Genomic DNA, 21,878 nt, shown 5'->3' on the forward strand with positions numbered 1-21,878 from the left:
AAAAGCCTAATACAATCTTTAATTGAGAACAATTATCAGTTAAAGGAGAAAACAAATGAAAAAATGGTTAGCATTGCTTATCCTTTGTATCATGACGATCACCACAGCTGCCTGTGGTGCTGCAGAAAATAAACCTGCTTCAAACACAACCAAAAGCAAGTCAGCTGAAATAGCAGAAACAAACATCAATTACTTAGATCAAACGTACAAACTCAAAACGCCAGTGAAACGAATTGTCATTGCTGGAAGCCTAGAATCAATGGAAGATGCCAAATTACTTAATATCGAGCCTATTGGTGCTTCTACAGTAGGCGGCACATTCCCTGAATTATTTAAAGACATCACAGCGAAAACAGAAGGCATCGGTGAAAAAACGGAACCGAATCTAGAAAAAATCTTAAAACTAAAACCAGACGTGATACTCGGATCAACAAAGTTTCCACCTGCAACAATTAAAAAATTGGATAAAGTCCAAACAACGATCCCAGTATCCCATGTCTCTTCTGACTGGGAAAGCAATCTTTTATTGCTCGGTACACTTACTGGAAAAAGTGAAGAAGCGAAAAACATCATTTCTGATTATCAGAAAGACCTCAAACAAGCGAAAGAAACCCTGAAAGACAAAAGCAGCAACAAAACAGCTGTCATTTTACGCATTAGACAAGGCGACCTGTACGTGTACCCTGAAGACGTATACTTCAACTCTACCTTATATGGGGACTTAGGATTTACAGCACCAAGTGATATCAAAAAAGCCAAAGCACAAGCATTGATTTCATTGGAGCGCCTGGGCGAACTCAATCCTGACTATATTTTCGTTCAGTTCTCTAAAGAGGAAAACTCATCGAAACCTAACGCATTAAAGGACTTAGAGGAAAATAAAATTTGGACAAGCCTAAAAGCTGTGAAAAATGGGCACATCAATGAAAATGTCGTTGATCCTATGCTTCAAGGAGGAACTGCACTAAGCAAAACAACCTTCCTTGATAAGGCCGTCAAATGGTTAGAGAAAAACAACTAAAAAAAGAAGACAAAGGGTTAATGTTTAGCCCTTTGTCTTCTTTTCAGCTTATTTGAGAATCTTGAGGAGTGAATACATATGAACGGAACGTTTCTATATGACGAGTTTAACGGGCGTCAGCTTGATATTTACGTTCCACAGGACACCTCTATTAATGTTCCAGCTGTCTTTGTACAAGATGGCTCTTCTTTGTTTAGAACACACCTGCTAGAGATCGAAAGACTGATCGAAGCCAAAACCATCTCTCCAATCATCATTGTCGGCATACACCCCTTCAATCGACTTGACGAGTATACACCATGGAAGGCGTCATCACTGCACTCTGGGTTTCCTGACTTTAAAGGCGAGGCACAGACGTATGTGTCATTTTTAGCGAATGACTTGCTCCCATATATCAAAAGAAAATATCCAGTCAAACAGACCTGTCATGAACATAGTCACATAGGTGCTTCATTAGGTGGGCTATTTGCAATTTATACTTTATTGATGTACCCTGCTCTTTTTAAAAACATCGCATCTATCTCTGGGTCATTTTGGTATCAAGATTTTCTGCCGTTTGCTAAACAACAAAGCATTCAGTATGTGGATCACCTTATTTATTTGTCTGTGGGCAGTGAAGAAGGTAAAGGCAAAACATCTGCTCAACAGCACATGTCTTTATTCAATAAACAACTACATGATCTTTTATTACAGAAAGGGATGCAGGAATGGCAGCTGCACTATCACATCGAACAAGGGGAGGGCCATCATCTGAAACAATTTCAAAAAAATTTCTTATCAGCCCTAAAGTGGTTTTATCAAAGAGAACTCTAATTTTTTATCTGCATGGCACAAAGCCGATATGATATATTGGAACCTATAGATTGAAAGAGGAGGGATTTGCGTATGAGACCTTTACAAATCTCAGCCGATACAGCACAAAAACTTGCGGCATCACTTAATGTACCCATTGAACAAATCATGCATATGCCGCAGCATATCTTAATCGCTAAACTAGCAGAACTTGAACAGAAGAAAGATCGTTCTTCTTAAAGAAATAAAGGAGTTTACATTCATGGAACAACAACTAGAACAATCAACATTACATCCCCGCAGCAAGGGACAAACCATCCTGCTGATTGCTGGGATTTTACTCATTGCATTTAACCTGCGGCCTGCCATTACGTCCGTGGGACCTCTCATCGGCGCCATTCGTTCCGATTTGCAGCTTTCAAATGGACTTGCGGGTTTTCTCACCACTTTACCACTGCTCTCATTCGCATTGCTTTCTCCAATTGCACCTAAAATCGGAAAGCGTCTTGGCAATGAACGAACCCTTTGGCTTGGGCTTGCTGTCCTTCTATTTGGGATTGTGATTCGCTCGTTTGGCTCGATCACCTTCTTAATGGTGGGAACCGCGCTTGTCGGTGTCGGGATTGCGATATGTAATGTGCTTTTACCAGGGCTTGTGAAGCATAAATTTCCTGCACATGCTGGTTTGATGACGAGCGTGTATACGACTTCGATGTCCGTCTTTGCGGCACTTGCATCAGGTGTCAGTGTTCCGCTCAGCCATGCAATGCCTGGCGGCTGGAATACTTCATTCCTCGTATGGGCTGGCCTTGCACTTCTCGCGATGATGGTCTGGGCGCCGCAGCTTCTTCATCAGAACACAGCGGCCGTCAAAAGCATTTCGCTCACAGAGCAGCCGATATGGCGTTCGCGTGTCGCATGGCAGGTGACCTTTTTTATGGGCTTGCAGTCATTCCTTTTTTATAGCAGCATCGCCTGGTTTCCTGATATTTTAACATCACATGGAATGAACCTGTCGACAGCCGGCTGGATGCTGTCCATTATGCAGTTTGCTGGGCTGCCATCCACCTTTTTAACGCCTGTTTTCGCGGAAAAATTAAAAACACAAAGACCGCTTGTCTTGGGCCTTGTCCTTGTGTATTTACTTGGCATGATTGGGCTTCTTCTCGGAGGATCGACGCCTATTCTTGTGATCTCTGTTTTATTGATCGGCATTGGACAAGGTGCCAGCATCAGTCTGGCGCTCACTTTTATCGGATTACGGACGACCAATATGGAGCAAGCCGCTGCCCTTTCCGGAATGGCGCAGTCTCTCGGTTATTTATTAGCCGCCGTTGGTCCTTTCATGATCGGTATCCTTTTTGATCTCACACATACATGGACGCCATCCATTATCATCTTTATCATCATCCTATTTTTCATGTTTATATCCGGTATGCGAGCCGGACGAAGCGTCTATATTTCAGATCCATCATAAAAAAAGAACCCGCCTCCTCATGAGACGGGTTCTTTTCGGTTTATGCTTGTTCTGTCACGTGTACCTTTAATGTTGCTTGTACCTCTGGATGAAGCTTCACCGGTACATTTGTGTAACCTAATGCACGGATGGCGTCATTCAGCTCGATTTTGCGCTTATCGACTTTGATTTGATGATCTTTTTGCAATTTATCAGCAATTTGTTTGCTTGTAATAGATCCAAACAGACGGCCGCCTTCACCTGATTTTGCTGTTAGTTCCACTGTTAGCGCCTCAAGTGTTTCTTTTAATTGTTTCGCTTGTTCAAGCTCTTGGATGGCATTCTTTTTCTCTTTGTTCTTCTGCCCTTCCAATGCGCTTAGGTTCGTTGGGTTTGCTTCAACTGCTAACCCTTGTTTGATGAGAAAGTTGTGAGCGTATCCGTCAGCTACATTCTTGACTTCGCCTTTTTTCCCTTTGCCTTTTACGTCTTTTAGAAAGATGACTTTCATCTTTGAACCCCTCCTTCGAAATATTCATCAATGGCAGCTTTTAACTGCTCTACCGCTTCTTCAATGGTTATACCATACATTTGGGTTGCAGCGTTAGTTAAATGACCGCCGCCATCTAACGCTTCCATGATAATTTGGACGTTGATATCTCCTAATGATCTCGCACTAATGCACACCGTGTTGTCATCTCGTCTAGCGACAGCAAAGGACGCTTCTACCTCACTCATTGACAACAGGGAATCTGCCGTCTGGGCAATCGTGATTTGATCATAATACTCCGAGCTGTCTGACGGTAATGAAGCAATCGCCACCTGATTTTGATACAGATCTGTATGCTGAATGAGCTTTGCCCGTTTGATGTAATGATCGACGGTCTCTTTTAGGAATTTTTGCACAAGGACAGGATCTGCCCCCTTCGCACGAAGATAGGATGCTGCATCAAACGTTCTTGATCCCGTTCTCAGCGAGAAACTCTTCGTATCAACGATGATCCCTGCGAGAAGCGCAGTAGCTTCAATCATGTTAATGCGCAATTTCTTCGGCTGATACTCTAAAAGCTCTGTCACAAGCTCTGCTGTGGATGAAGCATACGGCTCCATATAGACAAGTAATGGGTCACGGATAAACTCCTCGCCGCGTCTATGATGGTCAATGACCACGATATTTTCAATTTTATTGAGTAGTCGTTCTTCCATGACGAGAGACGGTTTATGTGTATCCACGACCACAAGCAGCGTGTCATCCTTCGCAAGCTCCATGGCTTCCTCTGGGGTGATAAAACGTGACCAAAGATCTTCATAATTCTTAATTTCACTAATCAAACGTTGAACACTGTCCCCAATCTGGTTGGCATCAATGACAATATAGCCTTCTTTCCCATTAGCCTGGGCGACCTTTAAAATCCCAATGGATGCACCGATTGAGTCCATGTCTGGGAACTTATGCCCCATGATCATGACATTTCCGCTTTCAGAAACAATTTCTTTTAAAGCATGAGAAATGACTCGTGCGCGTACACGTGTCCGTTTCTCCATTGGATTCGTTTTTCCGCCGTAGAATTTCACTTTTCCATTCGGCTGCTTAATGGCTACCTGATCCCCGCCTCGTCCGAGGGCAAGATCAAGACTCGACTGCGCAAGTGCCCCAAGCTCTTTTAAAGAAGGTACGGACGCACCGATCCCGATACTCAAGGTAAGCGTCGCACTATGCGCTCCTGTTTTCTCACGGACCTCGTCTAGAATAGAGAATTTCGACGCTTCCAGCTCTGCTAAAATGCTCTCATTTAGAACCGCCATAAATCGTTCGGACGAAATTCGCTTCAGGAAAATGCCATATTCCTGTGCCCAATTGTTTAACAGAGACGTCACTTCACTATTAATGGTGCTGCGCACCTGATCGTCAAGACCCTGCGTGACATCATCGTAATTGTCTAAAAAGATATAAGATAACACCGTTCGTTCATTTTCGTACTGTCTTTCAATTTGTACCTGTTCTGTGACATCAAAGAAATATAAAAGGCGCTCTGACCGTTTAATAATGACTTTGAATTTTCGGTCATTCAGCGTCACATTTTCTGTCTCGACCTCTTGTTTAATAAGAGGCACAATGGACTCGAATGTATCATACAAGGATCTGCCGACAAGCGTGCTTTCATGAAAACACGAAGCGAGAAATGGATTTGTCCATTCGATATAATACTGGTCATTAAACAGCATAATACCAATTGGCATTTCCATTAATGCTTCTTCTCCAACCTTTTTGACTCGATAGGATAATGTTGAAATATATGAATCAATCTCTTTTTGCACTTGCGTATCTGCCCACTTTAAGAAGTAGAGCACACCTGCAAGGACTAAAAGACCAACCGCTCCTATGATCCAATTATAATAAAGGTTGAGGAGGACTGTGACCACCGCAAGGAAAATCAAAGCGATGATCGGATACTTGATGACAGGTTTTCTATAGAAGCTTGGCACTGATATCAACTCCTCAACATTCAGAGTGAATTATTTGTTTTTTACTTTTTCTCTTAAATCAAAGCCTATGTCAGCAATCCCTATAATACGCACAATCACAGCGACTGGCGGATAGAGAACCCCTAACACGATAGCGAAAATGGGCACCGCTTTTGAGATGCTTTTTTCGTGGCAATAATAGAAGATAAAAGAAAATCCCTGAATAAGCACCAGTATAAATAAAATTTGAAACGCACTCGTTTGAACGAGCGATAAAAAGCTGCCTTTTTCCGTCTGAATCAGCATCAAAAGCAGTGTGAGTAAATAATACCATACCATGCTTTTTGGCAGCCGCATATCCTTAAATTTCTTCAAGGCTGGCATGTCTTTGACAAACCGTTTGATCAGAGGCTTCACAAACCAGTGGTTCACGAACGCCGTCAGCGTAACTAACATCAACAGCGCGACAGGTAAAGCACTCAATGCAGCATCCTGCATCTCTCTGAACTGCTTCAGCTGCTTCGCAATGTCCTGCTCAGAAGCGCCGGATTGCTTTAAGACACTCTCTAACATCGGAATCATTTGCTCAATCGACTCTTTCGCGATACCCATGATATCGACTTGAAAAAGCTGAACACTGACAACAAAGGAGATAAGGAAACTGAATAAATAGATCAGCGCACCTGCAATGATGGCATTCCCAGGCTGCCGTCTGCTGTAGAAAACACCCATGCCTAATCCGACAGCAATCAGAATTGGTGCCGTCATGAGTCCATTAATAGATCCAATTAAAAAGCTGATCACTATCCCAATAGCGCCAGCAGCAATTCCTTTTTTCAAGCCGTGCCTGATTGTATAGAGGATGATCGGAATCGGAGCAGCTAGAAAAAAAATAATGGATAATAGCGGCACATACAAATAAAACAGCGTCATGACAGAGAAAATACTGATCATGATAGCGCCCTCTACTAACGCTTTTGTTTGTTTCACACCTTCACCTCTATCTAATCCTTTTACTATATCTTGCTCAATGTGTCCTTCTATGTATACGTACGATGTAAGCTACACCATGTCTTACCCCAACCTTTATTTTACCATAGCGGTAAATCGCAAGTAAAATGCAGGCTATCTTAGGAGCGTTTCACGTGGAACACTGATATCGATTCGTACATGCAACTTTTCAAACAGCATGTTACAATTTTTTAGATTATTCTTAGCTATAAACCCTGAATTCAAGGTCAAAAGCTGTTAGAATAGAAGCATCATCAATAAATGTAAGAAGGAGAATTCACATGGGAAAAACACTCGTATTCGGACACAAAAACCCTGACACAGACACGATTTGCTCTGCTATCGCTTACGCTGATCTAAAAAACAAAATCGGCGTCGAAGCAGAAGCCGTCAGACTTGGAGAAATCAATGGAGAAACACAATACGCATTAGATTTCTTTAAACAAGAAGCACCTCGTTTCATTGAAACGGCTGCAAACGAAACAAAGCAAGTCATTCTTGTCGATCATAACGAATTCCAACAAAGTGTAAGCGATATTGATCAAGTACAAGTGACTGAGGTCATTGACCATCACCGTATTGCCAACTTTGAAACAAGTGAACCTCTATACTATCGCGCTGAGCCTGTTGGCTGTACAGCAACAATCTTAAACAAAATGTACAAAGAGAACCAAGTGAAGATTGAAAAAGAAATCGCTGGTTTACTTTTATCTGCAATCATTTCTGATTCCTTGCTATTCAAATCACCAACATGCACACAACAAGACATTGATGCTGCGCATGAGCTCGCAAAAATCGCAGGGGTAGATCCAGAAGTTTACGGCCTAGACATGCTAAAAGCTGGCGCTGACCTAAGCCAAAAAACGGTTCAAGAACTAATTACAATTGATGCAAAAGAATTCGCACTAGGAAATAGCAAAGTGGAAATTGCGCAAGTCAATACAGTAGATATCGCAGAAGTTACAGCAAGACAGGCTGATATTGAAGCGAAAATCAATGAAGTCATCGCAGCGAAAGGTCTTGATCTATTCGTTCTAGTGATCACAGACATCCTAGAAAATGACTCTCTTGCACTTGCACTCGGTGCCGAAGCTGCAAAAGTAGAAAAAGCATTTAACGTCACACTTGAAAACAACACCGCTTTACTAAAAGGTGTTGTATCAAGAAAGAAACAAGTCGTACCTGCACTGACAGACGCACTTTCTTCATAAACACAACAAGACTGCTGACATGTTCAGCAGTCTTGTTTCTTCTTTTAATGAATGTACATATCACTTACAAGGACATCCTTTAACACACTTGTTGGAATCGTAAATTCCACTACACCCATGTAACCAGGCGCCACATCATATTCATTAAAGGAAATCACCAGTTTGCCTTTTGAATTGATATAGAAGCTTTGATCTGGCTGAATCTTCTTAAACGGATCAACCGTATCTTGCTTGGTAATCCAATAAATCTTATTTGAATCCTCTTTCATCTGTTTCTTCATTTGGTCTTTAATATTTTCACTAATCACATCAATATAACGGTCATCTTTAAACAAGCTTGGTAATGTAATGAGTACATGATTTTTCTTATCCACCGTATCATACGTCATTTCCTCTGCCGCAGAAGCTTGAGTCGTCACCTTGTATCGACCTAGTGAAAGAATTTGATCATTGTTTGTTCTCACTTCATATCCGCTCTCTACACTTAAATGACCATTTTTATAACCCTTTGTTTCCTTCTCAAAATCTTGATACAGCTTTTTATTTTCAGCTAAATATTTTTGATTCAGGCTGTCTTGTAATTTTCCGTCCCCAAGCCCTGAAACGTGTGGTGTTTTAAGGTCAATATTCGTTCCTTGATCGCTCTTTTTAAATTCTGTGAATGTCACGACTTTCACCAGCTCGCCAATGACAGGTATCTCCGAAATCGCTCTTGCCGCCTGTGGACTGACATTCACAGTCGTGACAAATAGAGCAGCCGCAGCAACAAGTCCGATCGTCCATTGCTGAAAATGAGGTTTTTTGTTTTTTCGTTTTAATGTCCGTTCAACCATAGCATCATATTCCGGCGGAATAGGGATTTCTAAATATTCCTCTTTTAACTGTTCCAAATACTTATCCATTTATATTTCCTCCTGCGATAATTCTACTTTTAAAAGCCGCAACGCCTTATATAATCTTGTTTTGATGGTGTTTTCGTTTTCTTCGAGAATGTGGGCGATGTCCTCTAGTTTTAAATCTTCAAAGAATCTCAAGATAATGATGACCCGGTACATGTCGGGCAAATCCTCTATGGCTCGTCTGACATCTTGATCTTCATAGACATCTAATTCACCCTGTGATAAGAATTCAAGCGTGTCATCGTCTGTCACCTGCACCCGCTTCTTCTTTCGTAAAAAGTCTAGGGCTGCGTTCACCACGATTTTATAAAACCAGCTATGCATCTTGGTCGCATCCTCTAATCGGTGAACAGATTTGAGTGCTTTATGAATCGCCTCTTGAACGACATCCATCGCATCTTCTGGGTTTTTGACATAACTATAGGACAATCGATAAAAACTGTGTTTATGCTCCATTACGTAATCAGCAAATTGATCCTCAATTTTTCGTTTCTTCATTTTACAAAGAGCTCCTTTATCTTAAATGCGCATCGGTTATTTCTTACAATGGATAGACGCGCACCTTTTGGAAATAGTTTGTGCTCGGTTATTTTTTTAACATGTCATTCCATTTCCATTTCTATACAAAAAGAGTGAACCAGACAGGTTCACTCTTTCAAAGCAGATATTGTTTGATGGACAAACTGTTTAAGTGGAGAAAGCGGATGAATGATCGGAACGCCTGTCTCCTCTTCCATCTGCTGTGCCGCATGAACCATCGATAGCTGCATCACGCAAATGTCTCCACTTTTTTGCATACATCTTCTGAGTTGCTTTTTAATTTGCTTCTCATAAGCATGCATGTCACCGTTTAGGCAAAGGTGAAAGATATCCTCCATTACCATAACTTCTGCATCAATCTTTTTGCCGTGCTCATTTGCATATGATTCAAGCCGCTCCATTGTCCCATCCACTGTATTCGGGTTTGAAAACACAAGTTGAAGAGGCCCTTTTTTCTGACAAACCTGTTCAAATAACGGTTCATCAATCGGAACAATCGGTTGCTTAAAGAGATCCTGCTGATCACCCAAGGCGGCAATGTATTGTGTACACGTGAGCAGAATGATGTCGGCTTCATCTTCTTTCATCAATTTGTTGATGGCATAGGTTTGCTGCTTGTGAGGATTAAAATCGGGATCTTGTGTAGCACGTTCTATAAATGATGAATCGACCGTGTGATGCAACTCAATATCTGTATCACCAAACACCTCTTCTATATAGGACTGATTAGACGGATGGGCATGAAGGCAGTGTAATCGAATCATCAGGTTCGCTCCTCGTGAAAGTTTTCAATCATTATATCAATCCTTGTATGAAATAGGGAGAAAGATGACCATATTGTTAGGGAGATATTGAAGGAGGGATTTAATTGAAAGAAGATCAACACCCTAAACCATCTTCAGAGTCAGAAGACACTTTAACAAATCGTCAAGGTCATCCCGTAACAGACAATCAAAATATGAGAACCGTTGGGAATAGAGGGCCCACTACGCTTGAAAACTACGATTTCCTAGAGAAAATCAGTCATTTTGATCGCGAACGTATTCCTGAACGTGTCGTCCATGCGCGCGGGGCCGGAGCTCACGGTTATTTTGAAGCCTATGGCACATTCGGTGACGAGCCCATTTCCACTTATACAAGAGCGAAGTTATTTCAGGAAAAAGGAAAAAAGACTCCTGTTTTCGTTCGTTTTTCTTCTGTCATTCACGGCGGTCATTCGCCAGAAACGTTGCGCGATCCGAGAGGGTTTGCGATTAAATTTTATACAGAAGAAGGCAACTGGGACCTCGTTGGAAACAACCTGAAAATTTTCTTTATCCGAGATGCTTTGAAGTTTCCAGATTTGGTTCATGCCTTTAAGCCTGATCCTGTCACCAATCGGCAGGACGGCGAGCGTATTTTTGATTTCGTTTCGCAATCTCCTGAAGCGACGCATATGGTGACATTTCTCTTCTCACCTTGGGGCATCCCAGCAACCTATCGGCACATGCAAGGCTCAGGTGTCCATGCGTACAAATGGGTGAACCATGAAGGAAAAGCAGTGCTGGTCAAATATCACTTTGAACCGAAGCAAGGGATTCGCAACCTGACGCAAGAACAGGCTCAAGCGATACAAGGTGAAAACTTTAATCATGCCACACAGGATTTATATGAAGCCATTGAGCAAGGAGATCATCCTGAATGGGAGGTCTATGCGCAGATCATGGAAGATGATGCCCACCCTCACCTCGATTTTGATCCGCTTGATCCGACAAAGCTTTGGTACAAGGATGACTATCCATGGAAACCGATCGGACGGATGGTATTAAATAAAAATCCAGAAAATTATTTCGCAGAAGTTGAGCAGGTTGCCTTTGGGACTGGCGTTCTCGTAGACGGTTTGGATTTCTCAGATGATAAGTTGCTTCAAGGGCGCACCTTCTCTTACTCTGATACGCAGCGATATCGTGTGGGACCGAACTATTTACAGCTGCCGATCAATGCACCGAAAAAACATGTCGCCACGAATCAAAGAGATGGGCAAATGGAATACCATGTCGATCAAGGCAAAGGACAAAATCCCCATGTGAATTATGAACCATCGATCCTCGGCGGATTAAAAGAAGCCAAGCAGGATGGAAAGGATCATACGCCTTTTGTAGAGGGTAACGTCAAACGGGAAGCCATTGACCGCCCAAACAACTTCGGACAAGCCGGAGAAACGTATCGCCGCTTCAATGATTGGGAACGTGAAGAATTGATTAAGAACTTAGTCAACACCCTTGCGACCTGTCAAAAAGACATTCAAGAGCAAATGATCGAAAACTTTACAAAGGCTGACCCTGATTACGGAAAGCGTGTCGCTGACGGCTTAAAAGCTTTTAAACAAGAGCAGCCAAGCGGACCTATAGGATCTACAGGCGCCGCACAAGCTGTAGACGAAGCGATTAACAACAGCACACCATCAGATCCTTATTAAATAAAAAAAAATGCAGCGCCTGGGCTGCATTCTTTTTGTATTCATTGATTAAGCGTTTTGACCTTTTTTGATCCATTCTGCTACATTGACTGTACGTTTTGCTTGATGTTTTGCAGCAGCTTCTGCGTCCTCTTGGATCTTTCCATTTTGGTCAACAGTGACACTCACGCCGTAAGGGTTGCCCCCTGCACCGTATAATGAGTCATCTGTGTATCCAGGAGCGGCAATAATCGCTCCCCAGTGGAACATCGTTGTGTAAAGACTGAGAATGGTCTGCTCCTGCCCGCCATTTGGGTTTTGTGCAGAGGTCATCGCACTCACTGCTTTGTTTGCCAATTTCCCTTGGAACCATAAGCCGCCAGTTGTGTCTAAGAATTGCTTCATTTGAGCCGGTAGGTTACCAAAACGTGTTGGCATGCTAAAGATGATGGCATCTGCCCACTCTAAATCACTTAATTGAACCTCTGGGACATCCTTTGTTTCGTCTAAATGTGCTTTCCATGCTGGATTTGATGCTACAACTGCTTCTGGTGCCAATTCAGCAACCTTTAATACTTTCACTTCAGCGCCAGCTTCTTTCGCTCCAGCCTCTGCCCATTTTGCCATCTGATAGTTTGTACCTGTTGAACTATAATAAATAATTGCTAATTTTACGTTTTCCATTTGTTCCATCTCCTTTTGTTTATTTTGCCCAAAAAGCTTCTGTAAAAATCCCATCTATATTCCCTACCTTCATTAAAATTGACGACGATACCATAATGCCGCAGCATCGACTTCTTCTCTCGTTAGCTGATGTCCGCGATTTTCCCAATGTAGTGTGACCGAAGCGCCTGCGCCTTGCAGCAATTGCTCAAGCTCCTGTGATTCCTCTGGACGGCACATTGGGTCATTTTCACCAGCTGCGATAAAGACTTGTTTCCCCGCCAATGAAGGCAATGAAACTCCGCGTCTTGGAACCATTGGATGATGCAGGATCGCTCCTTTTAACGCATCCTCGTAATGGAATAAAAGACTTCCTGCAATGTTCGCCCCATTGGAATATCCGAGAGCGACGACATTGTGACGATCGAACCCATATTCATCTGCTGCTTCTCCGATAAATGTATACAGTTCCTCTGTCCGCTCAATTAAATCCTGCTCATCGAAAACACCCTCTGCTAAACGTCTGAAAAAGCGCGGCATACCGTTTTCCAACACATTCCCTCTCACACTAAGAACGGATGCGTCAGCATCTACTAAATCGGCAAGCGGCAATAAATCTTCTTCCGTCCCGCCAGTACCATGCAGTAATAACAAAACAGGTCTTTGTTCATTCTTTCCTTTTCGAAAAAGATGTTTCATCATAAATCTCCTTTCCCTTTGATTTCTCTTACCTCAATAGGCAGCACAATTTGTTCAATCTGACTGCGCTGCGCTTCATATTGCGGTGGCAGTTTCAATGCTTCACCCATAGTTTCCACTGATTCATCGTGTGCAAACCCTGGAGGATCAGTCGCAATTTCAAATAATATACCGCCAAGCTCTCTAAAATAAATGGCATTGAAGTAATTTCGATCTTGCACAGGTGTCACTTGATACCCGCTTTGTGCAATATGTCTTTGCCAATCTAATTGATCCTGATCATCTGTCGCTCTCCATGCAATATGATGCACCACTCCAACACCCATACGTCCGCGTGCAACAGGTGTCTTGTTCACATCAATGACATTGCCTATCTCACCAAACGAACGGAATCTCACATAGTCCTCTTCTGCTCCAACTCGTTCAAAACCCATTGTTTGTTCTAGTAGCTGCATCGTTTGCTCAGGCTGTGATGTTAACAAAACAGCTCCGCCAAATCCTTTGATCGCAACATCTGGCGTAACGCCGTTAAATGTCCAATCATTTTGTTTTCCCTCCGCACGTTCTACTAGCTCAATCAACAAGCCGTGTGGATCTTCAAATGAGAGAAAGGCTTCATCAAAGCGTTCAACCATTTCATAAGAAATATCAAATTGCTCAAGACGTTCCTTCCAGAAAGAGAAAGCGCCTGGCGGTACAACATATGTCGTCACGCCCACTTGACCTGCGCCAATTTGTCCCTTTTGAGCACCTGGCCAAGGGAAAAACGTGATAATCGTTCCCGGAGATCCTCCTTCATTTCCAAAATATAAATGGTAAGTACCTGGATCATCAAAATTCACGGTCTTCTTCACGAGACGAAGTCCTAAAACACCTGCATAAAAATCAACGTTCTCCTGAGGATGCCCTACAATTGCAGTGATATGGTGAATTCCTTCTGTTTTCTTCACTTCTAATGACCTCCTAATCATGAAGTAACAAGCCTCTATTCATTATGTCTTTACTGACGTCTTTATATTATCTCGAATTCGAGATATTAAAACAAAAAAATATATTTATCTCGAATTAAGGATATGATGTTTTTAAATAAAAGTCAACGATTTTTGTTTTTCCTTTTAAAAAAGCAGGTCTGCTTTTACATAACAGACCTGCTCTTCCATGATTATCGCAGTAATTTTTTCTTTTTTAAATAGGCTTTCGCTACCTGAAATGCATCCTTACCTTTCACATTCACTTCATAATTCATTTCTCTCATCTCATCGTCTGTGATTTGACCACCAAGCTTATTGAGAGAAGCCTCAATCTCAGGGTACTCCGTTAATGTCTCCTGCCTTAACAGCGGTGCTCCTTGATATGGCGGGAAAACATGCTGATCATCATCAAGCACCTTTAATTTGTATTGCCTCAATTCACTGTCTGTCGAATAGGCATCGACTAAATTGATATCTCCTTTTTGAATCGCTCGATACCGAAGCTTCGGTTCCATCGTCACTACATCATCAAAGGAAAATTGATAGGTCTTTTGAATACCTCGATACCCGTCCTGTCGATCAGAAAATTCTAAGGTGAATCCAGCCTTTATGCGATTCTTGATTTTAGCTAGATCAGAAATATTGGATACATCATATTGATCAGCTAGCGACTGAGGCACGGCTAAAGCATACGTATTGTTGTAAGCCATCGGCTCAAGAAGGCGGAGCTGAAAGGATGATTCCAAACCGCGCCGCGCTTGCTCATACACTTTTTCTTTATCTGTGCTTTTCGCTGTTTGTTTAAGGAACTCAGAAATTGCAGTACCCGTAAACTCAGGATAAATGTCAATATCACCAGAACGTAAAGCTTGAAAAACAAAAGACGTCTTGCCAAGACCAGGCTTAAGATTGACTTGAATATCCGTATCCTGTTCAATTAAAAGCTTATACATCGAGATCAGAATTTCAGGCTCTGATCCTAGCTTTCCACCGATGGTGATTTCTTTTTTTTCTTGTTGAAAAAGTGCTGGGCCCGCGACAATAGCTCCTGCAATCACAGCAAAAACCGTCACAGAAATCACAGTCTTTTTAAAAGAAATTTTCTCAAACGTACGCAGCACCACATCAAATAAGAGTGCGAGTAAGGCTGCTGGTATAGCGCCAATGACAATGAGTGACATATCATTTCGGTCAATTCCCAGCAAAATCAGACTTCCTAATCCCCCAGCTCCGATCAGTGCGGCAAGTGTGGCAGTTCCCACAATGAGAACCATCCCGGTTCGGATACCTGCCATGATGACTGGCATGGCCAGAGGCAGCTCTACTTTTAATAATCGTTTGCGGTGATTCATTCCCATGGCAAGCGCCGCTTCTCTCAGGGAAGGATCGACCTCCTGAATGCCTGTATATGTATTTCTTAAAATAGGGAGTAAGGCATAAACGACAAGCGCAATAATCGCAGGCACTTGCCCAATCCCAACGAGAGGAATCAGCAGGCCAAGCAGCGCAAGCGACGGGATTGTTTGCAAGACCGCCGTCACCCCAATCACCCATTCTGCAAGCTTTGGCACCCTCGTTAAATAGATACCTAAGGGAATGGCAATCAAAATGGCTAAAAATAAAGCAATAAACGAAATTTGAATATGCTCAAGCAAGGCGTGTCCCAATTGTTCTTTTCGATCCAATAACACACTGATCCAATCATTCATGTGACTCGCCCCTCTCACTAGGTGAATCAGCTAAAAACTGAATCACAGCTTGACGATTCACTAGTCCAATTCGCTCCCCATCCTTTTCCACAGCCAATTCCTCATGCTTTGCCAATTGGGATAAGACCTCATCCAGCGTGGCATGTGCTGTGATCGCTTCATAGCCTAAAAGAGACTCATGAGGCATTGGTCTAGCCATGGCCTCTAGCTCAAACGCTTGTTGTCCTACATGGCGAGCAGCACCTGAGACAAACTCCCGAACAAAAGCATTGACTGGGTGTTGAACCAATTCCTTTGGACGACCAATCTGCACCACTTTCCCTTCCTTCATGATACAAATTCGATCACCAAGCCGCATCGCCTCCTGCATATCATGCGTCACGAAAACAATGGTCTTTTGAATACGGCGCTGCAAATCAAGCAGATCATCCTGCAATTTCTCCCTCGTTAGTGGATCTAACGCACTAAATGGTTCATCCATCAGGATAATCTCAGGATCAGCTGCAAGTGCGCGTGCCACACCGACACGCTGCTGCTGTCCACCAGATAGCTCTGACGGCTTCCGATGTCGATACATAGCTGGATCAAGCCCAACCATCTGCATCAATTCATCCACTCGCTTATTGATCTCATACCGGCTCCATTGTTTGAGCTCTGGTACTACAGCGATATTTTCTTCAATGGTCATATGAGGAAAAAGAGCAATTTGCTGCAGAACATACCCAATATCCCAGCGCAGCTCATACAGATCATAATCATTTATTTTTTGACCCTTTATGTAAATCTCACCTTCTGTAGAAGAAATGAGACGATTGATCATTTTCAATGTCGTCGTTTTCCCGCTTCCACTAGGTCCAATGAATACAAAAAACTCACCCTTTTGAATCTCTAAATCAACGGATTCAACGGCATAACGCTCATCTGAAAATTGCATCGATACCTTCTTAAATTCAATCATCTTCCCACGCCCTGACTGCAATTATTTTCTAGACTACCAATATGACAGATCGACCCCATATTTGTATAGAACAAACTGTCACTTTTACTCTCTTTTACATACTTCCCCTAAGGAGCCCGCCAAAAACAGCTCTAGTCAGTTCGGATGAGATCTTCTTGAGACAATAAAAAAAGCGGAGAGCTCGAGGCTCTCCGCTTTTAAGTCAACGACTTACTCACCAGTAACGTATGGAAGTAATGCCATTTGACGTGATTTTTTAATCGCTAATGTCAATTTACGTTGATACTTAGCGCTAGTTCCTGTTACACGACGAGGTAAAATTTTACCACGCTCAGAAACAAACTTTCTAAGAAGATCAACATCTTTGTAATCGATGTGCGTGATACCGTTAGAAGTAAAGAAACATACCTTACGACGTTTCGCACGACCGCCTCTGCGTCCACCTGCCATTTGTTTTCACACCTTTCCTTTAGTCATTAGTTTTTTCAGATCAATTAGAATGGCAAATCATCATCGGAGATGTCAATCGGTTTACCGTCATTCGCAAATGGGTCATCATTGAAGCTATTTCCCTGATTACGATTTTGTTGGTTGCTTTGATTGCCATATGGATTTTGACTTGGTTCATTTCCAAATGGATTCTGATCGTTTTGGCTACCGCCATAATACTGGCCTCCGCTATTACCACCGCCGCTGTATCCACCTGAACCAGCACCGCCGCTCTTAGGCTCAAGAAATTGAACACTTTCAGCTTGAACTTCTGTCACGAAGACACGCTGTCCTTGCTGATTTTCATAGTTTCTTGTCTGCAAACGACCGTCTACACCGGCAAGACTTCCTTTTTTCAAGAAATTAGCCACGTTCTCGGCTTGTCTTCTCCAAGTAACACAGTTAATGAAATCGGCTTCACGCTCTCCAGATTGATTCGTAAACGTACGATTCACAGCTAGAGTAAACGTGGCTACAGCCGCACCATTAGGCGTGTAGCGAAGCTCAGGGTCTTTTGTTAGTCTTCCGACCAATACAACACGGTTTAGCATATTGAAAGACCACCTTTAAATATATATTTCAATGATTTATACTTCTTCTTTAACAACAATGTGGCGAATGATATCGTCACTGATCTTAGCTAAGCGGTCAAATTCTTGAACTGCTGCAGCGTCAGATTGAACGTTTACGATTTGGTAGAAGCCTTCACGGAAATCGTTGATTTCGTATGCAAGACGACGTTTACCCCAATCCTTTGTTCCAGTGATCTCCGCACCGTTAGAAGTTAACACGTTATTGAAACGCTCGATAACTGCTTTTTTAGCCTCATCGTCAACTGTTGGGCGGATGATGTACATAACTTCGTACTTTCTCATCTGATTGCACCTCCTTTTGGTCTAAGCGGCCCTATACGGGCAAGGAGCAATAAATTATATTACTCACAATTGTATATTATAACAAATTACTTGGCCTATGACAAGAACCTATACATTAAAACGGAAATGAATGACGTCTCCATCTTTCACTACATATTCTTTACCTTCTAGACGGACTTTTCCAGCCTCTTTTGCAGCAGACATGCTTCCACCAGCAAGTAAATCTTCATATGCAACCGTTTCAGCACGAATAAACCCACGTTCAAAGTCCGTATGAATGATTCCAGCACATTCCGGTGCTTTCATTCCCTTTTTAAACGTCCAAGCGCGTACTTCCTGCTCACCTGCTGTGAAATAAGTAGCTAAACCAAGAAGTGAATAAGATGCTTGAATCAGCTGATCTAGACCTGACTCTTTGATGCCAAGCTCTTCAAGGAACATTTGCTTCTCTTCTCCTTCAAGCTCTGCAATTTCAGACTCGATCTTCGCACATACGACGATGACTTCAGCATTTTCACTAGAAGCAAACTCACGGATTTGCTGCACATATTCGTTGCCGTCATGATCTGCTACTTCATCCTCACTCACATTTGCTACATAAAGAACTGGTTTAGATGTGAGTAAATGAAGCTGTTTCACAAGCTTTTGCTGCTCATCTGTAAATTCTACAGATCTTGCCGATTTCCCAGCTTCAAATGCGTTCATTAGCTTCGACAAAATATCAAATTCAGCTACCGCTTCCTTATCCTTTTGTTTTGCAAGCTTACTCACACGAGCCAAACGTTTTTCAACTGTTTCTAAATCAGCCAAAATCAACTCTAAATTAATGGTTTCGATATCTGACACAGGGTCAACCTTACCTGATACGTGTGTGATGTTATCATCTGCAAAAGCTCTCACCACGTGACAGATCGCATCTACTTGACGAATGTGAGAAAGGAATTTATTCCCTAAACCTTCACCTTTTGAAGCCCCTTTGACAATACCAGCAATATCAGTGAATTCAAAAGCAGTCGGAACTGTCTTTTTCGGCTGCACCAATTCTGTTAGTTTTTGCAAACGTTCGTCTGGAACTTCTACAATTCCGACGTTTGGATCAATGGTACAAAACGGATAGTTAGCAGACTCCGCTCCAGCCTGTGTAATTGCATTAAATAGCGTTGACTTCCCGACGTTAGGTAAGCCAACAATACCAGCTGTTAAAGCCATTCTTTCATCTCCTCTATATCAAACGTGCTCGTTATACTGCGTAATATGAACCTAGAGCAATTATAAGTAGGTTTACATGAAAAGACAAGCTAACCGTTATGCATTATCAATAGAAGAAACATTGCCAAAAAGAATAAATCAATCCTTCAAAACGGGAATTTGCATCTAATTCTTCTATACAAAAGAAGAATTTCATTAAAAAAGCATGAGGCCTACTTAAGCAGTTGGCTCCTCATGCTTGACGAGAATTTTCTTCATTTTTCTTTCAAAGTCTCTTCTTGGGATCATGACGCTATGCCCGCAGCCTTCACATTTAATGCGAATATCCATGCCCAACCGAATCACTTTCCACCGATTGACACCACATGGATGGGGCTTTTTCATTTCAACGACGTCATGTAACCCAAACGCTTTGTCTGCCATCAGCTTTCACCTCTCTTGCTCACTTCATTGAATCTATTGTACAAAAAAACGGCGATGAAGAGCAATGCACAAAGCAAAGACCCTCTTTCAATCGTTCATCCTATTCTTTTTTATAGAAAAAACCCTTCTTTTAGATCATTTTATTTGTGACCAATAGTTACTTAAACTCCGCTTTTTTTCAATATTGTCACAAACACCGTAGGTCAAAAGGTTTTTATTGGTAGAACGCTGTGGTTTTTCCATATTTTTTGATTTATGATATCTGCATAAATGTTATGTGAGGGAGCAGGTACGATGGTCAATCGAAAGGATAGATTAACTGATAAAGAATATAAAATCATATCCGATCATGCTGGAAACATAGACAATTACCAGCAGCACCATACGATAGAAATAGGTCAGCAAACGCTCACTGTCCATGATTTTCTCAAGGTCGATCATCAATTATATGGTTTAACGATGCAGCCTGAACAATCAGACGAGTTCATCGTCGCTTTTCACTGTCCGATGCCAAAGCAAATGCCGGTGACCTCGCCACAAGATGTACACACCGCGGCACAGTCATTGCTCAAAACGGATTATGCCTATCCCATTGAAAGGAAGTCCCTTGATAGCAATCAAGATCATGTCTTTTTTAAAGGGAAGGAATACATAGAGCAAGTCAGCCAGAAGCATCCCAATGCAGGTATCTATCTCACTGGACAAGCCCTTGCCGGTGCTGTTTGTGCTTATGTTGCGACAGAACAGCCAGCTGTCAAAAAAGCCGTCACCTTTGATAGCCCAAATATATGGAGCAGTCTGGCGCCTTCGATTCAGCAGAAAGCGCAGCAAGGTCAATATAAACGGATCTTGACTGAATATATTCAACCCAGTCATTATGTAGGTTTACTCAATCGCCATGATCATGGAGTTGGTCAAGTGAAGTACACCGTACCGCCAAGGCAGCAAGGCGACGCCCAAGAATCCGTTAAATATAAACAAAGAGAAATTGACACCTTTTTAAAATCAGCTTTTGCGTCTATGAATATAGAATGGAACGAATCCTTTGATACAAATGCCTTTTTAGCTCTTATTTCTGGGAGTTTAAAAGGAAATGGGTATTCATTCCACAAAGATGGATCTGCCCGGATTTTAGATGAACAGCTTGATCATAATACAAGTTTTACAGCCTTGCTGTTGCAAGAAATCCATTCTGGACGTGCATATGCACAAAGCGGTCTAGAAATTATCATAAAATCCCATTTACTGAAAAATTCATCCTACGATCTCCAAAGTGTGATTGAACATGAAGTACACACTATATTTGATAAAATCGATGGGATCGATGAAAGTGTAAAAGACGCCGTCCAGCATGTAAAACAAGAGCTCAAAGGACTCATCGGCTTTGGCCACTATGATTTATTAAGTTCAAGTGATGTGGAAGCATTGGTAGAAGAAGTGAGGATGGAACAACATCATTCCTCCTTTTATTCACACGAAAAACAACTGAATGCCCTGTACACCTTGAGAGATTACGAACAAGAACTTTCTTCCCTTTCAAGACATATGTACACAATGGGTGATGATTACGCCAAGGCAGATAGGCGCCTTGCGATGCAAATGGGTATTCATTAAGAAAGGAGTCGCCGCATGATCAATCAAAATAAACCTCCTAGTGACGCCCAGCGTTTCTTGCAAAATGTGAGTACCCGCCGATCCATGTCTGTATTTGAAAATCAATCGGCACCACAAACGCAAACGCAGTCCCCAGAAGAAATAGCCGCAATTCAGGCCCTACGAAGAGAAGGACAGCGAAAAGATCTAAAACGGCTGCTCAAAATGCGACTGCATGACGAATTAGCAAACACTCGCGTGCACTTGGAGTATCAATTGTCTAAAACCGAAGACATGATCAACCAGACGACCATTGTCAAGCAACACATCTCCCAGCATTTAAAGGGACAAGCCATTTCAGAATTAGAGGAACGCCTTCAGCGTCTCAAGCAAATGCCAGTCTATGATGATATCAAAGACGCCATTGACTCTATTCGGATAAAATAAGCACAGCTC

General features: G+C 42.3%; 24 protein-coding genes. 8 read left to right on the forward strand and 16 right to left on the reverse strand.

What is annotated here, in order from left to right:
- The first annotated feature begins 55 nt into the window (after positions 1-55).
- The 4 genes from MHH41_RS18540 to MHH41_RS18555 all read left to right on the forward strand — a co-directional run bounded on the left by MHH41_RS18540 (position 56) and on the right by MHH41_RS18555 (position 3,290).
- Entirely contained in the window at positions 56-1,021 is a 966-nt protein-coding gene (locus tag MHH41_RS18540) for an ABC transporter substrate-binding protein (RefSeq protein WP_003215121.1), read from the forward strand.
- A gap of 78 nt (positions 1,022-1,099) precedes the next feature.
- The gene (locus tag MHH41_RS18545; protein WP_137054095.1) at positions 1,100-1,834 is read left to right on the forward strand and encodes an alpha/beta hydrolase; all 735 of its coding nucleotides are present in this window, start codon (positions 1,100-1,102) and stop codon (positions 1,832-1,834) included.
- 72 nt (positions 1,835-1,906) lie between these two features.
- Positions 1,907-2,053 (forward strand): YycC family protein, encoded by a 147-nt coding sequence (locus MHH41_RS18550; RefSeq protein WP_003214589.1) that lies wholly within the window; start codon positions 1,907-1,909, stop codon positions 2,051-2,053.
- Between the two features lie 22 nt (positions 2,054-2,075).
- Complete coding sequence (locus tag MHH41_RS18555) at positions 2,076-3,290, forward strand: CynX/NimT family MFS transporter (protein ID WP_003214688.1); 1,215 nt, start codon at positions 2,076-2,078, stop codon at positions 3,288-3,290.
- Positions 3,291-3,330: 40 nt separating this feature from the next.
- On the opposite strand, the gene rplI is transcribed toward MHH41_RS18555, so the two are convergent.
- From rplI to MHH41_RS18570, 3 genes are read right to left on the reverse strand one after another with little or no spacing between them, the layout of a single operon-like run.
- Positions 3,331-3,780 (reverse strand): 50S ribosomal protein L9, encoded by a 450-nt coding sequence (rplI, locus tag MHH41_RS18560; protein WP_044139055.1) that lies wholly within the window; start codon positions 3,778-3,780, stop codon positions 3,331-3,333.
- The gene (locus MHH41_RS18565) at positions 3,777-5,756 is read right to left on the reverse strand and encodes a DHH family phosphoesterase (protein ID WP_003214961.1); all 1,980 of its coding nucleotides are present in this window, start codon (positions 5,754-5,756) and stop codon (positions 3,777-3,779) included. Before MHH41_RS18565 ends, rplI begins: the two co-directional genes overlap by 4 nt.
- 30 nt (positions 5,757-5,786) lie before the next feature.
- A complete protein-coding gene (locus MHH41_RS18570; RefSeq protein ID WP_212046511.1) occupies positions 5,787-6,725 on the reverse strand; it encodes a YybS family protein in 939 nt (312 codons plus the stop codon).
- 302 nt (positions 6,726-7,027) lie between these two features.
- Between MHH41_RS18570 and MHH41_RS18575 the strand changes: the two genes are divergently transcribed.
- Positions 7,028-7,957 carry a manganese-dependent inorganic pyrophosphatase gene (locus MHH41_RS18575; protein WP_212046510.1) on the forward strand — a complete coding sequence of 310 codons (930 nt, stop codon included), beginning with the start codon at positions 7,028-7,030 and terminating at the stop codon, positions 7,955-7,957.
- A 44-nt stretch (positions 7,958-8,001) separates the two neighbouring features.
- Here the strand turns inward: MHH41_RS18575 and MHH41_RS18580 are convergent, their stop codons facing one another.
- The 3 genes from MHH41_RS18580 to MHH41_RS18590 all read right to left on the reverse strand — a co-directional run bounded on the left by MHH41_RS18580 (position 8,002) and on the right by MHH41_RS18590 (position 10,160).
- A complete protein-coding gene (locus tag MHH41_RS18580; protein WP_044139051.1) occupies positions 8,002-8,859 on the reverse strand; it encodes a DUF3298 and DUF4163 domain-containing protein in 858 nt (285 codons plus the stop codon).
- The gene (locus tag MHH41_RS18585) at positions 8,860-9,354 is read right to left on the reverse strand and encodes an RNA polymerase sigma factor (RefSeq protein WP_212046509.1); all 495 of its coding nucleotides are present in this window, start codon (positions 9,352-9,354) and stop codon (positions 8,860-8,862) included.
- Positions 9,355-9,503: 149 nt separating this feature from the next.
- Positions 9,504-10,160: a hypothetical protein gene (locus tag MHH41_RS18590; RefSeq protein WP_284907706.1), complete on the reverse strand. Its 657-nt coding sequence runs from the start codon at positions 10,158-10,160 to the stop codon at positions 9,504-9,506.
- Between the two features lie 194 nt (positions 10,161-10,354).
- Between MHH41_RS18590 and katX the strand changes: the two genes are divergently transcribed.
- A complete protein-coding gene (katX, locus tag MHH41_RS18595; protein WP_445661622.1) occupies positions 10,355-11,854 on the forward strand; it encodes a catalase KatX in 1,500 nt (499 codons plus the stop codon).
- A 48-nt stretch (positions 11,855-11,902) separates the two neighbouring features.
- Here katX and wrbA read toward each other — a convergent pair whose 3' ends face one another.
- From wrbA to MHH41_RS18645, 10 genes are all read right to left on the reverse strand, one after another.
- Entirely contained in the window at positions 11,903-12,571 is a 669-nt protein-coding gene (wrbA, locus tag MHH41_RS18600; RefSeq protein ID WP_284907704.1) for an NAD(P)H:quinone oxidoreductase, read from the reverse strand.
- An 18-nt stretch (positions 12,572-12,589) separates the two neighbouring features.
- A complete protein-coding gene (locus tag MHH41_RS18605) occupies positions 12,590-13,198 on the reverse strand; it encodes an alpha/beta hydrolase (RefSeq protein WP_034620304.1) in 609 nt (202 codons plus the stop codon).
- Entirely contained in the window at positions 13,195-14,166 is a 972-nt protein-coding gene (locus MHH41_RS18610) for a ring-cleaving dioxygenase (RefSeq protein WP_284907703.1), read from the reverse strand. The genes MHH41_RS18605 and MHH41_RS18610 overlap by 4 nt, the downstream gene beginning before the upstream one ends.
- 191 nt (positions 14,167-14,357) lie before the next feature.
- Entirely contained in the window at positions 14,358-15,875 is a 1,518-nt protein-coding gene (gene opuFB / locus MHH41_RS18615) for an osmoprotectant update ABC transporter permease/substrate-binding subunit OpuFB (RefSeq protein ID WP_212046505.1), read from the reverse strand.
- Positions 15,868-16,833, reverse strand: a complete 966-nt coding sequence (locus tag MHH41_RS18620) for an ABC transporter ATP-binding protein (RefSeq protein WP_340866655.1) — start codon at positions 16,831-16,833, stop codon at positions 15,868-15,870. Before MHH41_RS18620 ends, opuFB begins: the two co-directional genes overlap by 8 nt.
- 210 nt (positions 16,834-17,043) lie before the next feature.
- Positions 17,044-17,283 (reverse strand): 30S ribosomal protein S18, encoded by a 240-nt coding sequence (rpsR, locus tag MHH41_RS18625; protein ID WP_008347556.1) that lies wholly within the window; start codon positions 17,281-17,283, stop codon positions 17,044-17,046.
- Between the two features lie 44 nt (positions 17,284-17,327).
- On the reverse strand, positions 17,328-17,873 hold the full coding sequence (gene ssbA, locus MHH41_RS18630) for a single-stranded DNA-binding protein SsbA (RefSeq protein WP_003215157.1): 546 nt from the start codon (positions 17,871-17,873) through the stop codon (positions 17,328-17,330).
- A 36-nt stretch (positions 17,874-17,909) separates the two neighbouring features.
- Entirely contained in the window at positions 17,910-18,197 is a 288-nt protein-coding gene (gene rpsF, locus MHH41_RS18635) for a 30S ribosomal protein S6 (protein ID WP_003215073.1), read from the reverse strand.
- Positions 18,198-18,305: 108 nt separating this feature from the next.
- Positions 18,306-19,406, reverse strand: a complete 1,101-nt coding sequence (ychF, locus tag MHH41_RS18640; RefSeq protein ID WP_003214682.1) for a redox-regulated ATPase YchF — start codon at positions 19,404-19,406, stop codon at positions 18,306-18,308.
- Between the two features lie 216 nt (positions 19,407-19,622).
- Positions 19,623-19,829 carry a DUF951 domain-containing protein gene (locus MHH41_RS18645; RefSeq protein WP_012011910.1) on the reverse strand — a complete coding sequence of 69 codons (207 nt, stop codon included), beginning with the start codon at positions 19,827-19,829 and terminating at the stop codon, positions 19,623-19,625.
- A 294-nt stretch (positions 19,830-20,123) separates the two neighbouring features.
- Between MHH41_RS18645 and MHH41_RS18650 the strand changes: the two genes are divergently transcribed.
- Complete coding sequence (locus MHH41_RS18650; RefSeq protein WP_322000095.1) at positions 20,124-21,443, forward strand: hydrolase; 1,320 nt, start codon at positions 20,124-20,126, stop codon at positions 21,441-21,443.
- A 15-nt stretch (positions 21,444-21,458) separates the two neighbouring features.
- Entirely contained in the window at positions 21,459-21,869 is a 411-nt protein-coding gene (locus MHH41_RS18655) for a hypothetical protein (protein WP_003215287.1), read from the forward strand.
- The last annotated feature ends 9 nt before the right edge of the window (positions 21,870-21,878 follow it).

The sequence above is a fragment of the Bacillus sp. FSL K6-1145 genome (assembly GCF_038003425.1).
GTDB classification, from domain to species: domain Bacteria; phylum Bacillota; class Bacilli; order Bacillales; family Bacillaceae; genus Bacillus; species Bacillus pumilus.